Raw genomic sequence first — 17,309 nt, 5'->3', positions numbered from 1 at the left:
CTATAAGGCACTAGGTGAATCGACTCGTTTACAAATCGTAAAATTACTTGCTCAACAATCAGAGTTAGCTTGCCTGGAAATGGCAAATCAATTAAAAGTCCCAGCCAATTCAACATTGACGCATCATTTAAAACCATTACTCGAATGCGGATTATTAGCAGTTCGTAGAGAGGGAACCTTCAGATATTACAGTTTACAACGAGAAGTCCTTGCACAATACGCTCCGGCTTTGTTTTAAATTTCAAAGCGGAATAATTTTAATTTAAATTTCAGTATTTATAGAAATAACGAATAAAAGAAATGAACGGAGGAAAAATGTATGGGTAAAATTAGCAAAGAAACAAATTCTTGGGGAAATTTAAAAAATGGTTTAGAAAGTAAATTGTTTGAACCGATAAAAATCGGAGCTTGGAATTTACGCTCTCGTATCGCAATGGCACCATTAACAAGAACCTTTGCAGACGATCAAACGGGGGTAGTAGGAGAGGATATTGTTGAATATTACCGAAAACGTGCTGCCGATGGAGTTGGTTTAATCATTTCAGAAGGAACGATCATTAGTCCTCGTGGAAAAGGCTATCCTGGAATTCCAGGCATTTATTCAGATGAACAAATAAAGGGATGGAAAAAAGTTACTGATGCTGTGCATAAAGAGGGAGGAACAATAATCGCTCAAATATGGCATGTTGGTCGTTTATCTCATAACGATCTTGCTGGAAATCTGCCTCCTCAAGCACCATCAGCTATTCCCGCTGAAGGCCTTGTCTCTCGTTTCCGTAAGCCATATGATGTTCCTGAAGAAATGACAATTGAAGATATTAATGAAGTAATCAATCAATTTGCGCAAGCTGCGAAAAATGCAATAGCAGCAGGTTTTGACGGTGTGGAAATTAACGGTGCCCACGGATACTTAATTGACCAATTTAATTCAGATATAACAAATCATCGTACAGACGAATATGGTGGTGACCTTGCTCAAAGATTAACGTTCATGAAGGAAGTAATTAAAGCAGTTATCGACGCAATCGGTACAGAACGAACAATGATCCGATTCTCTGCTCATAAAACAGATATACCAAATTACATGTGGGAAGATCCAGAAATGGCTATTCGTACATTTGTTGAGGCATTTAAGGAAGCGGGTGCAACAATGGTTCACCCATCTATTATGCAATTTGATCGAGTGCTTGCAAATGGAAAAACGATGCATCAATTAGTCCGAAAATACTGGGACGGTGTCATTATTGGGGTAGGTACATTAAATCCAGAAATGGCGAATCAGGCGATTGAAGAAGGAATAATTGATGTCGCTGCTTTCGGACGTCCATTAATTTCTAATCCTGATTTTATTCATCGTTTAAAAAATGGTAAAGAATTGGAAGAATACGATAGTAAGAAGCATCTTAGTACATTAATTTAAAGCACTAGAATAGAATGAAGCTTATATAGATTCTTTCATTTTGTATATTATTTCAGTTTTTATAGAAATATAGAAATTAATAGTGATATTGAGGAGAAAATTTCACATGTCAAATACAGCAAAGATTTATATTTTAGCATTGATAAGTTTTTTAGTTGGTACTTCACAATACATCATCTCAGGTATTTTGGATAAAATGGCAGATGCTCTAGGAGTGTCAATTGGAGCGGCTGGTCAATTAATTACAGTCTTTTCATTAGCCTATGCAATCGGTACACCTATATTAATGGTATTAACGTCTAAAATGGAAAGACGTAAATTACTGATCTATACGTTATTTGTTTTTATTGTAGGAAATTTACTTTCAGTGATTGTACCAGGGTATGGATTATTTATGATTGCTCGCATTATTATGGCTTTAAGTACAGGTGTAGCAGTCGTTACAGTTTTAAGTATCGCAGCAAAGATTGCCCCTGCTAATAAAAAGGCAAGTTCAATTGCAACAGTTGTCATGGGATTTACCGCATCATTAATCATTGGCGTTCCTATTGGACGTTTTATTACATCTACGTATGGCTGGAAATTTGTATTTATCGGTATCGCATTATTAGTTTTATTTGTCATTTTTATTGTTATAAATACAATACCAAAAATGAATGGTGATGCTTCAATCCCTTTAACGAGACAAATTGCTATGTTCAAAAAACCAAAAATTGCTTTAGCATTATCAATCACCTTCTTTTTAATGACAGGGTACGCGATTATTTTTACTTATTTATCTCCATTCCTTGTAAATACTGTAGGTATGAGTGATCATCTTTTAAGCATTACTTTTCTTGTTCTTGGAGTTGCAAGCTTATTTGGTTCTAAACTAGGTGGCTTAAGTGCAGATAAAAAAGGCGTAATTTTCACATTAAAAAGAGGGTTGCTTGTAAACGTAACATCTTTAGTCGTGCTTTCATTCATATCACATTCAAATATTGCAGTATTTATTATATTGACAGTCTGGTCATTTGCAGCCTGGTCATCAGGTGCAACTCAGCAATATAATTTAGCAACGATATCACCTGAATCCTCAGATGTGTTGCTAGGTCTAAACCAATCCATGATGCAATTAGGTTTTGCTTTTGGTGCAGGTTTAGGTGGAGTAATTGTGGGGCAAATATCATTATCTTCAATTACATGGTTCAGTGCGTTAAGTGTTGTGTTTGCAAGTATTACAACATTTGGATTTTCACGTTTCTTAAATAATAAAAAGGTAGTCAATCAAGATTTTACGGCACAAGAGCGAGCTTGATTAAATTGGGAGTCTTAAATCGTTATCTTTGCATTTTGTTTACACAATTTTGCTAGTCAATCGTTTAGCCTTTTTATATAGGGTTAATAGTCTTTTAGACAAGTTATAAAAAAATAAGCGGTCCATTTTATATTAATAGATACGAAATATACTATAATGACTTTGATTATTTTAGAAAAAAATTATTTGTTTCTAATCCTAAAATACCCCATGAATTTAAGTGTTTTATTATAGGATAGTATTCCTTATTTAATTTAAAGAACTCTTGTTCAACCAACGGGTGCATTACTTGAATAATTAACTTAGGACCTAAAGGTCCTTTTTATTTTTACTTCCAAACGAAACATTTGTTCGTTTATAATGATAACGAGGTGAGCTTTATGGCAATACGAGATCGAGGTAAAAAGAAATGGCAGTTTGCGTTTGGGATGCCGGAGATAATTAAGGCACACAGGGATCTTTGGATCGACCAGAACCGAATTATAAAGCCAATCATTGATGAATACGAGAAGGAGGAGTTCGACCTACGTATTTGTTATGGAATGGAGTTTAACCTGTCGGTAAAGATAATGATATGGTCTAACGGCTTTACATCCGAACTAACCGGTCGCATTCATTACGTAGATCCCATATCGCATCAACTAAGAATTGAACTGCTGGAAGGTGAATTTCGGCAGATTGATTTCGAGGATGTTATAGAAGTATCAGTCATGGACTAAATTTGGCAAACTGGGGTTTAGCTGAAGAGGGAGTTTAGTTGGTTGCCGGGGCGTTTACTTATGGCTTGATATATTACTCACAAAAATTAGGAATGCATCTTTAGTACGATTGAAAAAAACCCCATTTATTATTAATAATTACTTTGGAAAAAAGTCATTTTCAGATGGTTTAGCAAAGGATAACGACTGATTAGGGGATAAACTTATGACAAAAAAAACGATATTACAAAAAGGTATTTCGACAGTTACAGGTGGGAATGAAAAGTATTATGAACTCGTAAATCAAAAGCTTTTCGAATCCTTACAGAAACAGTACAAGTATGATGAAGAAGGTAAAATTGAGGATCTAATAAAAATGGTCCATAATAAATGTTTAGGTTCACCCCTTAATAAATTAGGTTTAGATCCAGATGAATTAAAAAGAGTTATAGACTACATGTACGAGCATATAGGAGCATTCAGAATAGAATTACTCTCACTAAAAATTTTAAATATCGAACTACTGGATGAAAATAAATTCAAAAAAGTAAGATAACAAAGTAAAAAATCCAGGGGAAAATCGTGGTTTTTTCGTTCATCTTGCTGGTGAGCTGCCCTTTACACGTTCGGCAAATTTAGCTGGGTTTCTTATGTATAAAAAAGGTCATGTACTGAAGTTATTAATGGTTAATGGGAACGGAGATCTCTTTCGAAAGGAAGAGGTCTTTTTTTTGTGTTTAACACGCTTAGAATCCTGATTAATGAAATTGTTCTAATTTACTTATATAACGACTTTAATTAAAAAAGAAACCTTTTAGGGGTACGGAACACTTTTTTGATTAAGCAACATGCGGGCTCAAGCATGCCCAAATAGCCTTTAAGGTTATTTGTTAATTGATGTGTTTAAAAAGGTATGTCACTATAAACAATTGTACTTTTCCTTGTTTTACGTATTTAGATGGATAACTTTCGTATGTTCCAAAAGGTACACCTTTCGGGATAGTTACATACCCCCTATAAAATCAACGTTCTTGTAGTCCTAAAAGGTTATAAAAACATTTTTGGGATATCCCGAAATCGCAATTGACCATTTGGGATAGATTGATATATTATTAATTTAATAAATAACAAATATTACTAAAAAGGAAGATCTAGTACATATGAAAATATTTGGTTATGTTCGTGTATCATCAAAAGAACAAAATGAAGCGAGACAATTGGAGACTATGAGAAAGGAAGGCATTGAAGAACGGGATATATTCATTGATAAGGCCAGCGGTAAAAACTTTGACCGTCCTAAATATCAATTACTGAAACAAATGGTTCGTGAAGGGGATACAGTGGTATTTGATTCCATTACTCGTATGGGACGGAATATGAATGACACTATGAAGGAATATGAATGGTTTGTTGAAAATGGTGTACAGCTGCGTTTCATCAAAGAGCCTATGATCAATAACAGCAATGAACAGGATGACATTATGAAACAAGCGATTCAAAAAATCATTCTGACTCTTCTTACTGCATTCGCTGAAAAAGAACGTGACGAAATAAAGACAAGGCAAGCAGAAGGAATCGCTGTTGCAAAAGATCAAGGGAAACACATGGGCAGACCAAAAACTGAAATTACTCAAGAGTTTGAACAAGCATATAAACAATGGAAGGATAATGAGATAACAGCAGTTGAGGCTATGAAGAAGGTTAACTTGCCTAGGAGTACATTTTACCGGATAGTAAAGGAATACGAAGAAACACTGTACCCTGAACATTGATGTGTGAGGGCTTTTTTACTGATTTTTAATTACTGATTATATAAATAGAAGAAAAGCAAACTTTTACGTTTTCTATTTTAACTACTACTATTGATTATTTTTAGAATTTTCAATAAAATATGTTTAACAATATTGTCTGGTGCATAGGAAGAGTTTTACACATTTTGTAAACGATTTCAAAAATTTGTTTTGGAAGGAGTTATCTATGAGTTTTATTTATAATTTAAACTTAGGTCAAAATTCGTTTCTTTTTAACTACAAAAACATATCAAAGGAACGTATTTGGGAAACCTTCCATGCCCATCAGGGATTAGAGTTTCTTTATGTGCATAACGGTAATGGTCGACTGTTAATGGATAAAAAAATTTATTTTATCCAACCGGGAACTTTAATTTATTTACAACCTTACCAACTCCATAAAATTACAATAGATACACCGTATGTGCGTACTAGGCTCGTGTTCGATCCTATGATTGCAACGGGAATTTTAAAAAATCTACCTTCCTTATCTTCTTTCTTTCATTTCATATGGAAAGAAAATCTTCCTATACAAACTTTTAACCTTCTTGAAAATGATCTTTTAGAAGGCAAATTAAAGGAATTGCATTTTAGGATAATAAATGGAAATCCAAATGAATATCAGGAAGAAATGAAGATTTTTTTGATTTCCTTTTTAAGAGACATAAAAGAATTAATACAACCCCCTACTGAGTTGCCGGTAACTAAGAGAATAACACGACATACTGAGAAAATTATTGAATGGATAGAGAATAATTATCAAAAGGAATTTGTTCTTGAAAGATTAGCAAACCATCTTCACTTATCTCCCTACCATGTTTCTAGAGTTTTTCGTGAAGAAATGGGGTGTACGATTACAGAATATATAACCGAAAAAAGATTAAATCAGGCTTGTTTCTTATTAAAAACTACCTCTTATTCTATTTCATATATAAGAAGGCAGGTAGGAGTAAGTAGTGATTCATATTTTAGTCAGATGTTTAAAAAACATAAGGGAATGTCACCTAATCAATATAGAAACGTTAATAGGGATTTTTTTTATAATTAACCAGTGGAAATACACGATTCTCTACAAGTCCGATCTCGATATGGGGATGGGGCTTTTCTATTGTAAATATTAACATTTAATTTAAATAAATAATTTTTAAACCAGAAGTTTTTTAATCACATGACTTGCTTTTCGAATACCTCCTAATGATTTCTCTCCATTTCCATAACGAGTAGTTATCCATAAAAAGAAGCTTCGTTGTCCTCGTGATATAGATCAATTTATCTAACTCATTCATGCTTCTAATCCTTTGAATTCGGTCAAGTCTAACCCTTGTTTCCTGCCGTTTAAGTATTTTTAGCTCCTAGGACGTTTTTAAACTTGCATAGACCGCTGCTGCTGTTTGTTTGCCTATTTTTGGGGCTTCCACATTACCTGGGTTCCCCTGAAAGTATGAACATTCTTACGTCAATTCGAAGCCTTACACCCCCTTACATACCTGAACGGATAAATTCAAAGAGTATTTCCTACTACATGATCTTTATGAAAAAAACAATCCAATGGCCATTTTCTTAATGGAGCATTACTATACTTCCCCTCTATTGTAGCTTCATCAATCCAAGACAAAATTGATAGGCTACAATTATGTTAGGTGCCGTCATTTCGATACCCTAACAGATCTAACAAGAGAATTACACGACTATGTTCATTTGTTTAATCATATTCGTATTTATGGAGCACTGGGGTATTTAACTCCAATTCAGTATAACCTTGAACACTTTAAAAAAGTTGTCTAGTTTAAGTGGACAATCTAAAGTAGCAATTAAGCTAATTTTTATAGCAACTTTTCTACATAGAAAATTAATATAATTTAATTAAGGTAACGGGTAACTGAACGAAAAATTTCAAAAGTGGGAATTTACCCTTTTAATTGGAGTTGATGGTTAGCGAAACTTATCGGATCTTTATGGGCAGCTATCTCCCAATAATCTTCTTTGTTTCATTCGAATCTTGAAGTGGGAGTTTTACTGCCTGTGAAGACTGGGATAAAAGTCCAGAACATTTTATTGAATTAATAGAAGCTTTCTTTAATCAAGCTACTGAAACTGTTAAGGGTATAAAGTAGATTGAAAGTCTGCTAGTAGGGTTAATTCTGAGGGCTATAAAACTTGATAAATGGAGGGAGTTACATTGAACCTTACAAGTCAACAAAACTCAAATGGTGTACTTACTAAAGAAAGATTAGATGATATTAAAGAAAAGTTTGACCAAGGCTTGTATCCGCAATGGCTGTTCAGTGATCCTTATGTCTTCGAATTAGAAAGAGACAAGGTATTTGGTTATACATGGCAATATTTAGGGCATGAATCTGAACTAAAAGAGCCTGATGACTATGTCACAAGATGGTTGATGGATGACCCCGTCTTATTAGTAAAGAATAAACAAGGAGAAATTAATGTTTTCTTAAACTCTTGTTCTCATCGTGGAACCCATTTATGTACGGCAGATATGGGTAACAGAAAGACATTTACTTGCCCATTCCATGGATGGAGTTTTAATACAGATGGAAAATTGGTGGGGGTAGTAGCTGGTAATAGAGTCTTTGGTAATAAAATGGTTAAGCCAGAGTGGAATTTACGAAAAATTCCTCGAGTCGAGACTTATAAAGGACTCATTTTCGGTAATCTGGATAAAAATGCGATTCCGCTTGAAGACTACCTAGGTGAACTCAAATGGTATTTCGATTTATTTTTGGCGCGAAGTGATGGTGGAATGGAAGTGATAGGCTCTCCCCAGCGTTGGGTTGTCAATACCAATTGGAAGATTGCGGCAGAAAACTTTGGTGGAGATCCATATCATGTAGCGACGACACACAAATCAACTGTCGAGCTTGGTATCAGTCCACAGGACCCCCTTTATGCAAGTTATGGACATCAGGTTCGATTAAATAACGGACATGCGATTAATGTTAGTTCATCGGAAAATGGTCTAAATGTACCTCCATACCAAGGACTTCCAAAAGAAATGTGGCCAATGTTTGAGAAAAACCTAACAAAAGAACAGTTAGAAGTATATAAAAATACAGTTGTTATTGTTGGGAACTGTTTTCCAAATCTAGCATTCCACAGTCCTGTGCATGGAAGCGAAGGGCATTTGCATAACTATTTAACGTTGCGCATTTGGAGGCCAATAGCACTGGATAAAACAGAAATCTGGTCTTGGTTATTAATTGATAAAGCTGCTCCGGAAGAGTATAAAAAAGACGCTTATAAAGGTTATGTGGCTTCTTTCGGTCCATCAGGCACATTGGAAGCAGATGATACAGAAATTTGGACTCGTGTGACAAAAGCCAGTAAGGGGAAAATAGCACGAGATCGTAATTTAAATTTTAACAATGTCCTTAATTATATGATGGGGATGGACAAAATCGAACCGGATCAATCATGGCCGGGCCCAGGTATTGCTTATCCTACTTGTTTTGTGGACTTTGCTTCAAGAGGGATTCATGATTATTGGCTTGAATTATTATCAGCGGAACGTGATGAATAAGTTGAAAGCGTTTTATTATTGAAAGAATTTTAGTTATTAGGGGGAGGTGAATAGGATGAGTATGGAAGTAAAAGAAGTTAAAAACAATATGGAAGTATATTATGAAATAACCAATTTTCTCAATCAAGAAGCCAATTTATTAGATGACAGAAAATTCGGAGAATGGATAGAACTACTAACTGATGACATTGTTTATCGGATGCCTGTACGTGTAACAAGAGAATCCAAAGATCAGACTGGCAAAGATGATGCTATGGCATATTTTGAGGAAAGTAAGAAATCCTTAACAACACGTGTCAAAAGATTTGGAACCACTTCAGCCTGGTCCGAAGATCCGCCATCACACATTCGTCATTTTGTGTCTAATATTGTCATTGAACCAGGTACCAATATAAATGAAATCAATGTAAAAAGTTATTTTTTAACAAAGCGGAGCCGAGGTACAGATCATAATGTCGAAGAAATTTTTGGTGAGCGAATAGATGTCCTACGAAAAGTCAATGGTGAGTGGAAAATAGCCTCTCGTTGCATTTACCCTGATCAATCTATATTAACTGTTATGAATCTAAGTACGTTTTTTTAAAACCTGATGATTATATTGTGATTTGGCTGCCTAAGAATACGTAATGTGAAGGTTTCTCTAACGGGTATGTCATTCGAGAAATGGTTATAAGATTCAAAATTTTATTTATTGAAATAGTAATTTTAAGAGTATCTACAAAAAATGTTGAACGATTTTGAACTCATTTATGAGTATGAAAATGCAGTAGTGATAAAAACGTAAAGCAATGAGGTGATGGAATGACTTATCGTAAAAGCATTGAAATTGAAGGGGTAGCCCATGGCAACACTCCCATACCACTGGGTGCTAAACTAGGCAGGATGGTCTTTTCTTCGGCTATTGCCGGTAATAATCCGGTATCAGGGGAAATTCCGGATTATCCAGCGGAACAAGTAAAGTTTGCTTTTCAAAACGTTCGCAGTTTCATGGGAGTTGCCGGTGGAAGTCCAGAACATATTGGAAAAATGACTGTACTGGTTCAGGATGAAAGCATTAGAGATTTAGTCAATGAAGAGTGGATCAAAATGTTTCCGAATCCAGAAAGTCGTCCTGCACGACATTCTAAAGTTACCCAATTAAGACAAGGGGCAGTGGTACAATTGGAGATCATCGCGGTATTACCTGAATGATGGAAAATTCCAATTAAAAGCAGGGGATTTAGAAGATAACATGTTTATCGTTTTAAAAAAATATATAGGTAAAAGAGGCGAGGTAAAATTGGCAAAAATTGTACTTGGAATTGGTTCGTCACATAGTCCACAAGTTAGCAGTCCGGCGGAAGTTTGGACGATGCATGCAGACAGGGATCGCTTAAATCCTGAAACAAATTTTGAAGAACGTTCACAGGAGCTTGCTGCAACTCTCGAAGAGCATTTAGATCAAAAACTTTGGCAAGAAAAATACGAAATGTGTAATGCAGCTGTAGATTATCTAAACAAAGAAATCTTAGCAGCTGATCCTGATATTTTAGTTGTCATAGGAGATGATCAGGAAGAGTTGTTTATGAATGAAGTCAAGCCAACTTTCGGGGTATTCAATGGAACAGAATTGAAAGATTTTCCTGTGAAATTAGAGGATCTCCATCCATCTCTACGTCCGGTCATTTGGGCATGGCATACAACAGAGGGAACGGATACTTATCCAACAGAAAGCGGGCTTGGGACACATATCATCGAACAAATGATGCTTGATGGATTTGATGTATCTCAAAGTACAACGCAATTAGAGGGACGTTCAATCGGTCACGCCTATACTTTTGTCAGACGACGCCTTTTATCAAATAAAACGATACCAATGGTTCCAATCTTTGTTAACTGTTTCTTCCCGCCGAATAAGCCGACACCAGCTCGATGCTATGAATTTGGTAAAGCGCTTAGAAGAGCAATTGGATCTTGGGAAGATGATAAACGTGTTGCGATCATTGGGTCTGGTGGTCTAAGCCATTTCAAACTAGATGAAAAACTAGATGAAGTGGTTATCGACGGACTAAAGAGAGGGGATGTGGAAGTACTTAAGTCCATTCCAAGAGAAAAATTAGAGGGTGCCTCTGGTGAGATTTTGAACTGGATTGTGGCTGCGGGTGCTTTAGAAGATAAGAAAATTGATTACTTAGAATATGTTGCAGGCTACCGTTCACCAGCAGGTACAGGAGTAGGAATGACATTTGCAGTCTGGAAGTAATCGATACAAAATCTAGTTCTATATAAAACTCAATCTTTCTTAATCTAAAAATACAAGAATACTAGAAAAGGAGGATTAAGATGGAGATTAGAGAACTGCAGATTCAATTAAGTCACGGTACAACTTATTACTTAGAAGCAGGTCAAGGCGAGTCTCTGATCCTGCTTCACGGGGTTGGCTTCTATACTGGCGGCGATTATTGGTTAAAGAATATAGAAGAACTTAGTAAGCACTTTCATGTATACGCTCCAGACTTTGTGGGATGGGGTAATGGAGACCGGCTTCCGGTAGAGTATTCGTTTTCGTATCTAGCGGATTTTGTAAGGGAGTTTCAGGATGCAATCGGAGCTGCGTCAACACACGTAGTAGGCCATTCAATGGGTGGATGGGTGGCAGCCCTTTTTGGATATGAAAGTCCAGAACGTGTTTGTACTTTAACATTAGTAGCAAATGGTGGAATTTCAACTCGAACTTTATCATCAATGACCACCTTTACTCCGCCTACTTACGAAGAAATTTTACAACATGTCATGCAAACGACTGAACCAGGAAGCATTAATACTGAAGAAACGGCTCAAAGATGGTATGAACGTACAAAAATAACAAATGCCGTTGAAGCATATCAAAAAATCTTAAATCATATGAATCAACCTTTACATAGGGCTAGATACAATCTTCAAAGAAGATTGCCTCATATCAAGGTACCAACATTAGTAGTGTGGGGTTCAGAGGATCAAGTGAATGACTTAAGTATGGGTGAGAAAGTACATTCACTTATTCCTAAATCTGAAATGGCTGTATTGCCTTATGGACACTTTCTTCCTAGTGAAGCACCGCAAGAATTCAATAAACAAGTCATTCAATTTATCCAAAAAAATGTTCATTTACAAACCTTAAAGAGTTAATTAACTAATCAAAGTATACTTATCATTATAATCGATAATATCGAATTAATAATCTGAATATTCAAACTATATGGTAAAGGGGAATAGATCATGTCTAATAAACAAAAAACAATTACAGTAGTAAGTGCCCATGCAGCAGATTTTATTTGGCGCTGTGGTGGAGCAATCGCTTTATATCATGATCTTGGATATCAAGTACGCGTTATCTGCTTATCATTCGGCGAACGTGGAGAGTCTGCTCGTTTATGGAAAGATGGTAAAACACTAGAAGAAATTAAGGCAACCCGCCGCTCTGAGTCAGAAGAAGCAGCAAGAATTCTAGGTGCTGAAATTCGATTCTTAGACGCAGGGGATTATCCTTTACAACCAACAAAAGAATTACAGGATATTGTTGTGAATGAATTCAGAGAACATCAACCAGAAATCATCCTGACACATTCACTTGAGGATCCGTATAATTTTGACCATAATCGTACGACAGAATTTGTTCTTGAATGCCGTGTTCTTGCACAAGCGGAAGGCTATCCTTCAAAACATGAAAAATTAGGCGCACCTCAAGTCTTCCTATTTGAGCCGCATCAACCAGAACAATGTGATTTTAAACCGAATGCCTTTTTAGATATTAGTTCTGTGTTTGATCGTAAACGAAAAGCAATGGAATGTATGAACGCTCAAGAACATCTATTGGAGTATTATTCCGAATTAGCGAAGCGCCGCGGTATGCAAGCCGGCCGAAACATCGGCAGTGCAATCAATCTTTCTGGCAGTAAGATCAAGTATGCGGAAGCCTATCAACGTCTCTATCCGACTGTGGGAGGTACACTTGTATGAGCCATGTTATTGTAAAAAATATCGAGCGGTCAGATCAGAATGCGGTTGAAAAGTTAAAATCTTTTGGAACAGCGACGATTCATGAAGCGATGGGACGTAAGGGTTTAATGAATCCGTACCTTCGCCCCATCTATGATTCTGCAAAGGTATGTGGAACAGCAGTTACCGTTTCCTGTCATCCAGGTGATAACTTGATGATTCATGCGGCAATGGAAATGTGTCAACCAGGAGATATTCTAGTCGTAACCGTAACTTCAGATAGCACAGATGGGATGTTTGGAGAGCTCCTTGGAGTTTCCGCACAATCAATAGGTGTTGAAGGATTAATCATTGATGCAGGGGTACGCGATACAACTGAATTAACAGAAATGAAATTTCCAGTATGGGCGAAAGCTTTCTCAGCAAAAGGGACGGTAAAGGCCACTCCAGGTTCAGTTAATATTCCTGTTGTATGTGCAGGCGCTATTGTTAACCCTGGTGATGTTATTATTGGAGATCGTGATGGTGTTGTAGTTGTGCCTAAAGAGGATGTTGAAAAAATGGCTCTAGCCGCACAAGCACGAGAAGATCGTGAAGCAAAAGTAAGACAACGTCTTGCAAAAAGGGAACTTGGTTTAGATATTTACGGGCTTCGTGAGAAATTACAAAACCTTGGAATAAACTATGTCGACAACGAAATCGTAAAGGTAGAGTCCTAAATGGAACTAAGGAATAAAGTTAGTTGGGTAACAGGAGCAGCTGGAGGGATTGGGCAAGCATTAAGTGAAAAGCTTGCCCAAAAAGGAAATCATCTAGTCTTAAGTGACACTAATGTAGAAGGTTTAAACAAGTTATCCCAGTATCTTAGAAAGTTTGATATAGATGTATTGGCTCTACCGATGGATGTGTCAGATCTTCAATCAGTTTCTGATGCAAGAGAAAAAATAAAAGAGCGTTTTGGAAGAGTAGATATCCTTGTTAATAATGCTGGAATCTCACCAAAGGGTCTAAATGGTGCGATCCCCTTTAAGGATATTACGCTTGAAGATTGGAATAAAGTGATTGCCATTAATCTAACTGGTCCTTTCCTTTGCAGTCAGGTTGCTCTGGAAATGATGGTAGAACAAGGACAAGGTGCGGTGGTAAATATTTGTTCACAAGCTTCACGTACTTTTAGTTCTGTAACTTCTTCACATTATGCAGCAAGTAAATCTGGACTTTTAGGATTAAGTCGAAAACTTGCTGGTGAATATGGTCCTTACGGGATTCGAGTAAATGTGGTCGTACCAGGAAGGATTGATACACCAATGACGCAGAGTGTTGATGAAAAATTGAGTCGTCAAGCGGAATTGAGAACCCCTCTGAGGAGAATTGGACAACCTGAAGAAGTGGCTGATGCTATTCTATATCTTGTTTCTGATAAAGCCAGTTATGTAAATGGTGCTGTATTAGATGTAAACGGTGGAAGCTTGATGATCTAGGCTTGGATGACTGAAGATCAAATCACAATGGTACCAATTGTTAATTTGATAGGAATCATATTTTTAACTAGATTTATAGAATGATGAGGCTGTCAAAGTGTTGGTCATCTACTTCATATAAGAATTTGTAACTCTTATTGTTGGTTTTTGTGTAGAGAAGTCTCCACCACTAAGACAGCCTTTGTCACTTCTTCTATTATTGTTTTTACTTTAAAGTCTTTCAAAATCATGAATCTTTATCATTCAAAGGGGTATTGACAGATTTCTTCGTTTCACATTCCCATATTGAATCTATTTTGATCGATAGGAATAGGGGAAATATTAAAGGAATCTTACTATAAAATTTAATAATGATGGTGAAACACGTGAAAATGAAGGGGTTTACAATCCGACAGAATCTTACCAAATAATAAACAGAGTATGGGTCAGTTCATAAAAATAAAATTCGACATTGGTTATGAAACGAGAGGAGAAAAAAAATGACATTGCACATGATTCTTGCCCTTGGTATCTTGATATTGATGATTGGATTGATTATGTCAGACAAGATGGCATTCGGCGCACCACCAATCCTAGCCTGCCTTCTTTTAGTAGTCACCGGTCTGTCCACTGTTCCACAAGCTTTCGATGGCTTCGTAAACCCAATGGTTATCATGATCGCTGGCTTTATGGTTGTTATGGCGGGACTAATGAAGACTAGCTTGATTAGTAAGGTTCAGTCCTCTATGCTCGCTTTGGTAAATAAGGGCGGTTATAAGAGCTATGCTCTTTTGCTTGTGGTAGTTATGCTTGGCGCCAGTTTAGTAGGTGGCGGTGCCGCTGGTTACTATGTACTGATTCTATCCTTGATATCTACTATCCCTTACAATAAAAAAATGCCTACGTCCAAACTGATGATGCCTTTGGGGTTTGCTACCGGCAACCCTTTGATTCCTTTCAATGTAGCATTTTTCTATGGTCTTACTGTCAGCGTGCTGCAAACGGCAGGTTATCACGGCGGGCTTTCTATGACGAAATTTGCTGTAGTGAATTTCATCCTGGCTCTTGGTTTCTTGGCATGGAGTTTGATTGCTTATCGTCTTCTGCCGGATCATCCAATTGCGGAAGATTCTGTAAATGAAGAGGTAGCGTCTACGATTGAGATTGGGATTAAGGCTATGCCTGCATGGAAAGAATACATTACCATCGCTGCCTTTATCATCAGTGTTGTTGGTATGATGCTTATGAGCATGTTGGGCAACGCTGCCTATGTAATTCCTGGCCTTGCAGGAGCATTCTTGCTAGCCATCAACGTGCTTGACTTCAAGGAAGTTCGAGATAATATGGGTACACCTGTAATCCTTATGATGGCTGGTGTTATCGGCGTTGCTGACGCTTTGGCTAACTCAGGATTTACGGCTTTGATCGGAAAAGTTGTGGCGCATTCATTGGGCACTAATATCAATCCATTTATTCTTATCTTTATCTTCGCACTTCTAACTAGTACCTGTGCTACTTTTACTGGTTCAAATATGGGTTCTGTATTCATCTTTGCGCCAGTCGCTATAGCAACCACTATGAGTTTGGGACTTAATCCTGTTGCTGCCGCAACTGCAGTTGTAATATCTGGATGGAGCGGCGGGTACATGCCAATCGATGGTTTGCCTGCAATGGTTTTAGGAATGGGAAAATATAAGCTTTCACAGTTCTGGTTGTTCTCAGTACCTATGTACCTGATCCGTATTTTATTGCTATGTATAGGTGCTATAATTATCTTCCCTGTACACTGATAAAGTGATAGAAAAGATTAATCTTTAAAAAATACTAAAATATATTGAAAGCCCTTCCTTTGCAATTCCTAGAGGGGCAGTATGAATACTCGTAAAGGGGTAGCGTCAGGTATAACCTGAAACAAAGTCGTCAATACATGGGTTCCTCCATCGGCTTTGTTGGCATAAACTTATGCTTAGCGAGACCTTTCTCTAATTAGATGGCAAAGGTCTCTTTATTTTTACTTTTTATAAGTAAGAAATATAAATGAAATGGAATTTTTAAAACAGCACTTTTTATGATCATTAATATAGGGAGGAAAATTGTATGGAACAACAACTACCTAAAGTAAAACCTTTATGTCCACCGGGGCGCCCGCCGCGCTACGAAGACGTTCCCTTTGCGGAGGTAACCCTGGATAATGGGGAGCCATACACTCTGAAAATGGATATCTATCAAGATCTTAACCAGAAAACGCCAGGCCCATGCATCGTTTACTATTTCGGGGGGGGATGGATGTATGGAGAATACAAGCAGGTTACTCAAAAAGCAGTCTATTGTCGGGAACTTATAAGATTGGTAGAGCAAGGATTTACTATTGTATCTCCATCCTATCGCTTGGCTAGCCAGTCTGTTTTCCCAGCGTGTATCCATGACTGCAAGGGAGTAGTGCGGTTTTTGAAAGCAAATTCAGAGAAATTTCATATCGATCCCGAACGGATTGGAGTGTTGGGGAACTCTGCTGGTGGGCATCTAGCCGCAATGGTCGCAATGAGCGCAAATTGCAGTGAAATGGAAGGCGATGTCGGCGGTAACCAAGAATATACGAGTGCAGTAAAGGCAGCAACCATTTTTTATGCTCCATCCGACCTAGTAGCACTCCTCAGGAACGATGCGAATGAAGCAATAAAGAATCTGTCTGGAACAGAAGTCGATAATGCAGGCAAATCCATGGATAATGTGATAACCCAAATTCTTGGATATACTGAACCTGGAAAATCGTTATTAGATTTGAATCAATTGCTAGAAAGCGGCGATACGGGTGACCCAGATTGGAAATATATAGAATTAGCAAAAAAATGTAGTCCTATTACATATGTAAGTGCCGATTGTCCACCGATGATGATTTTGCACGGTGGCAAGGACCCTCTCGTGCCTATCGGCCAAAGCGAGAGTCTTTACAAAGCCCTAGTGTCTTCTAATGCGGATGCGATGTATTTATCGTCTTCCCAGGCTAATCATGGTCCAACGATGGGAAATGAAGCTGATCAAATGGCATATCAGTTCTTAAAAAACCGACTGTAAGAAAAAAATATATAATACTGAGATAATAATGAGATTATGAAACTTATGTTAATTTAGGTATTTTGGCGATTATG

Annotated in this window: 18 protein-coding genes; all 18 read left to right on the top strand. The window is 37.1% G+C overall.

What is annotated here, in order from left to right; all coding sequences use genetic code 11:
• Window positions 1-34: 34 nt before the first annotated feature.
• The 18 genes from AAHB15_RS21560 (at window position 35) to AAHB15_RS21475 (ending at window position 17,235) form a co-directional block, all read left to right on the top strand.
• Complete coding sequence (locus tag AAHB15_RS21560) at window positions 35-238, top strand: ArsR/SmtB family transcription factor (RefSeq protein ID WP_342043339.1); 204 nt, start codon at window positions 35-37, stop codon at window positions 236-238.
• Window positions 239-319: 81 nt separating this feature from the next.
• Complete coding sequence (locus AAHB15_RS21555) at window positions 320-1,420, top strand: alkene reductase (RefSeq protein WP_342043299.1); 1,101 nt, start codon at window positions 320-322, stop codon at window positions 1,418-1,420.
• Between the two features lie 106 nt (window positions 1,421-1,526).
• The gene (locus AAHB15_RS21550; RefSeq protein WP_328050653.1) at window positions 1,527-2,717 is read left to right on the top strand and encodes an MFS transporter; all 1,191 of its coding nucleotides are present in this window, start codon (window positions 1,527-1,529) and stop codon (window positions 2,715-2,717) included.
• A 380-nt stretch (window positions 2,718-3,097) separates the two neighbouring features.
• The gene (locus tag AAHB15_RS21545) at window positions 3,098-3,436 is read left to right on the top strand and encodes a YolD-like family protein (RefSeq protein WP_335573877.1); all 339 of its coding nucleotides are present in this window, start codon (window positions 3,098-3,100) and stop codon (window positions 3,434-3,436) included.
• 205 nt (window positions 3,437-3,641) lie between these two features.
• Window positions 3,642-3,971 (top strand): hypothetical protein, encoded by a 330-nt coding sequence (locus AAHB15_RS21540; protein WP_335573876.1) that lies wholly within the window; start codon window positions 3,642-3,644, stop codon window positions 3,969-3,971.
• Window positions 3,972-4,575: 604 nt separating this feature from the next.
• Window positions 4,576-5,187, top strand: coding sequence for a recombinase family protein (locus tag AAHB15_RS21535; RefSeq protein WP_342043298.1), 612 nt, complete (start codon window positions 4,576-4,578; stop codon window positions 5,185-5,187).
• Between the two features lie 205 nt (window positions 5,188-5,392).
• Window positions 5,393-6,253: an AraC family transcriptional regulator gene (locus AAHB15_RS21530; protein ID WP_342043297.1), complete on the top strand. Its 861-nt coding sequence runs from the start codon at window positions 5,393-5,395 to the stop codon at window positions 6,251-6,253.
• A 569-nt stretch (window positions 6,254-6,822) separates the two neighbouring features.
• Window positions 6,823-6,990: an IS3 family transposase gene (locus AAHB15_RS21525; protein WP_342043296.1), complete on the top strand. Its 168-nt coding sequence runs from the start codon at window positions 6,823-6,825 to the stop codon at window positions 6,988-6,990.
• Between the two features lie 394 nt (window positions 6,991-7,384).
• A complete protein-coding gene (locus tag AAHB15_RS21520) occupies window positions 7,385-8,743 on the top strand; it encodes an aromatic ring-hydroxylating oxygenase subunit alpha (RefSeq protein WP_342043295.1) in 1,359 nt (452 codons plus the stop codon).
• A 55-nt stretch (window positions 8,744-8,798) separates the two neighbouring features.
• Window positions 8,799-9,326: a 3-phenylpropionate/cinnamic acid dioxygenase subunit beta gene (locus tag AAHB15_RS21515; RefSeq protein ID WP_342043294.1), complete on the top strand. Its 528-nt coding sequence runs from the start codon at window positions 8,799-8,801 to the stop codon at window positions 9,324-9,326.
• A 218-nt stretch (window positions 9,327-9,544) separates the two neighbouring features.
• Entirely contained in the window at window positions 9,545-9,934 is a 390-nt protein-coding gene (locus AAHB15_RS21510; protein ID WP_335573870.1) for a RidA family protein, read from the top strand.
• Between the two features lie 88 nt (window positions 9,935-10,022).
• Complete coding sequence (locus AAHB15_RS21505) at window positions 10,023-10,985, top strand: DODA-type extradiol aromatic ring-opening family dioxygenase (RefSeq protein WP_335573869.1); 963 nt, start codon at window positions 10,023-10,025, stop codon at window positions 10,983-10,985.
• A gap of 80 nt (window positions 10,986-11,065) precedes the next feature.
• Window positions 11,066-11,890, top strand: a complete 825-nt coding sequence (locus AAHB15_RS21500) for an alpha/beta fold hydrolase (protein ID WP_342043293.1) — start codon at window positions 11,066-11,068, stop codon at window positions 11,888-11,890.
• A 90-nt stretch (window positions 11,891-11,980) separates the two neighbouring features.
• Window positions 11,981-12,721 carry a PIG-L deacetylase family protein gene (locus AAHB15_RS21495; protein ID WP_342043292.1) on the top strand — a complete coding sequence of 247 codons (741 nt, stop codon included), beginning with the start codon at window positions 11,981-11,983 and terminating at the stop codon, window positions 12,719-12,721.
• Complete coding sequence (locus AAHB15_RS21490) at window positions 12,718-13,419, top strand: 4-carboxy-4-hydroxy-2-oxoadipate aldolase/oxaloacetate decarboxylase (protein WP_335573866.1); 702 nt, start codon at window positions 12,718-12,720, stop codon at window positions 13,417-13,419. Before AAHB15_RS21495 ends, AAHB15_RS21490 begins: the two co-directional genes overlap by 4 nt.
• Window positions 13,420-14,181 (top strand): SDR family NAD(P)-dependent oxidoreductase, encoded by a 762-nt coding sequence (locus AAHB15_RS21485; protein WP_335573865.1) that lies wholly within the window; start codon window positions 13,420-13,422, stop codon window positions 14,179-14,181.
• 479 nt (window positions 14,182-14,660) lie between these two features.
• Window positions 14,661-15,950, top strand: coding sequence for an SLC13 family permease (locus tag AAHB15_RS21480; protein WP_342043291.1), 1,290 nt, complete (start codon window positions 14,661-14,663; stop codon window positions 15,948-15,950).
• Window positions 15,951-16,257: 307 nt separating this feature from the next.
• On the top strand, window positions 16,258-17,235 hold the full coding sequence (locus AAHB15_RS21475) for an alpha/beta hydrolase fold domain-containing protein (protein WP_342043290.1): 978 nt from the start codon (window positions 16,258-16,260) through the stop codon (window positions 17,233-17,235).
• Window positions 17,236-17,309 lie beyond the last annotated feature (74 nt).

Origin of the sequence: Bacillus sp. OTU2372, from assembly GCF_038440275.1 — a bacterium.
GTDB lineage: Bacteria > Bacillota > Bacilli > Bacillales > Cytobacillaceae > Neobacillus > Neobacillus bataviensis_B.
This window is presented reverse-complemented; position numbering and strand designations above follow the sequence as displayed.

What these genes read in the sequence shown, in the direction of transcription:
- AAHB15_RS21555 (WP_342043299.1), top strand. Translation starts at nt 320, where the DNA reads ATGGGTAAAATTAGCAAAGAAACAAATTCTTGGGGAAATTTAAAAAAT.
- AAHB15_RS21550 (WP_328050653.1), top strand. Translation starts at nt 1,527, where the DNA reads ATGTCAAATACAGCAAAGATTTATATTTTAGCATTGATAAGTTTTTTA.
- AAHB15_RS21545 (WP_335573877.1), top strand. Translation starts at nt 3,098, where the DNA reads ATGGCAATACGAGATCGAGGTAAAAAGAAATGGCAGTTTGCGTTTGGG.
- AAHB15_RS21540 (WP_335573876.1), top strand. Translation starts at nt 3,642, where the DNA reads ATGACAAAAAAAACGATATTACAAAAAGGTATTTCGACAGTTACAGGT.
- AAHB15_RS21535 (WP_342043298.1), top strand. Translation starts at nt 4,576, where the DNA reads ATGAAAATATTTGGTTATGTTCGTGTATCATCAAAAGAACAAAATGAA.
- AAHB15_RS21530 (WP_342043297.1), top strand. Translation starts at nt 5,393, where the DNA reads ATGAGTTTTATTTATAATTTAAACTTAGGTCAAAATTCGTTTCTTTTT.
- AAHB15_RS21515 (WP_342043294.1), top strand. Translation starts at nt 8,799, where the DNA reads ATGAGTATGGAAGTAAAAGAAGTTAAAAACAATATGGAAGTATATTAT.
- AAHB15_RS21510 (WP_335573870.1), top strand. Translation starts at nt 9,545, where the DNA reads ATGACTTATCGTAAAAGCATTGAAATTGAAGGGGTAGCCCATGGCAAC.
- AAHB15_RS21500 (WP_342043293.1), top strand. Translation starts at nt 11,066, where the DNA reads ATGGAGATTAGAGAACTGCAGATTCAATTAAGTCACGGTACAACTTAT.
- AAHB15_RS21495 (WP_342043292.1), top strand. Translation starts at nt 11,981, where the DNA reads ATGTCTAATAAACAAAAAACAATTACAGTAGTAAGTGCCCATGCAGCA.
- AAHB15_RS21490 (WP_335573866.1), top strand. Translation starts at nt 12,718, where the DNA reads ATGAGCCATGTTATTGTAAAAAATATCGAGCGGTCAGATCAGAATGCG.
- AAHB15_RS21485 (WP_335573865.1), top strand. Translation starts at nt 13,420, where the DNA reads ATGGAACTAAGGAATAAAGTTAGTTGGGTAACAGGAGCAGCTGGAGGG.
- AAHB15_RS21480 (WP_342043291.1), top strand. Translation starts at nt 14,661, where the DNA reads ATGACATTGCACATGATTCTTGCCCTTGGTATCTTGATATTGATGATT.
- AAHB15_RS21475 (WP_342043290.1), top strand. Translation starts at nt 16,258, where the DNA reads ATGGAACAACAACTACCTAAAGTAAAACCTTTATGTCCACCGGGGCGC.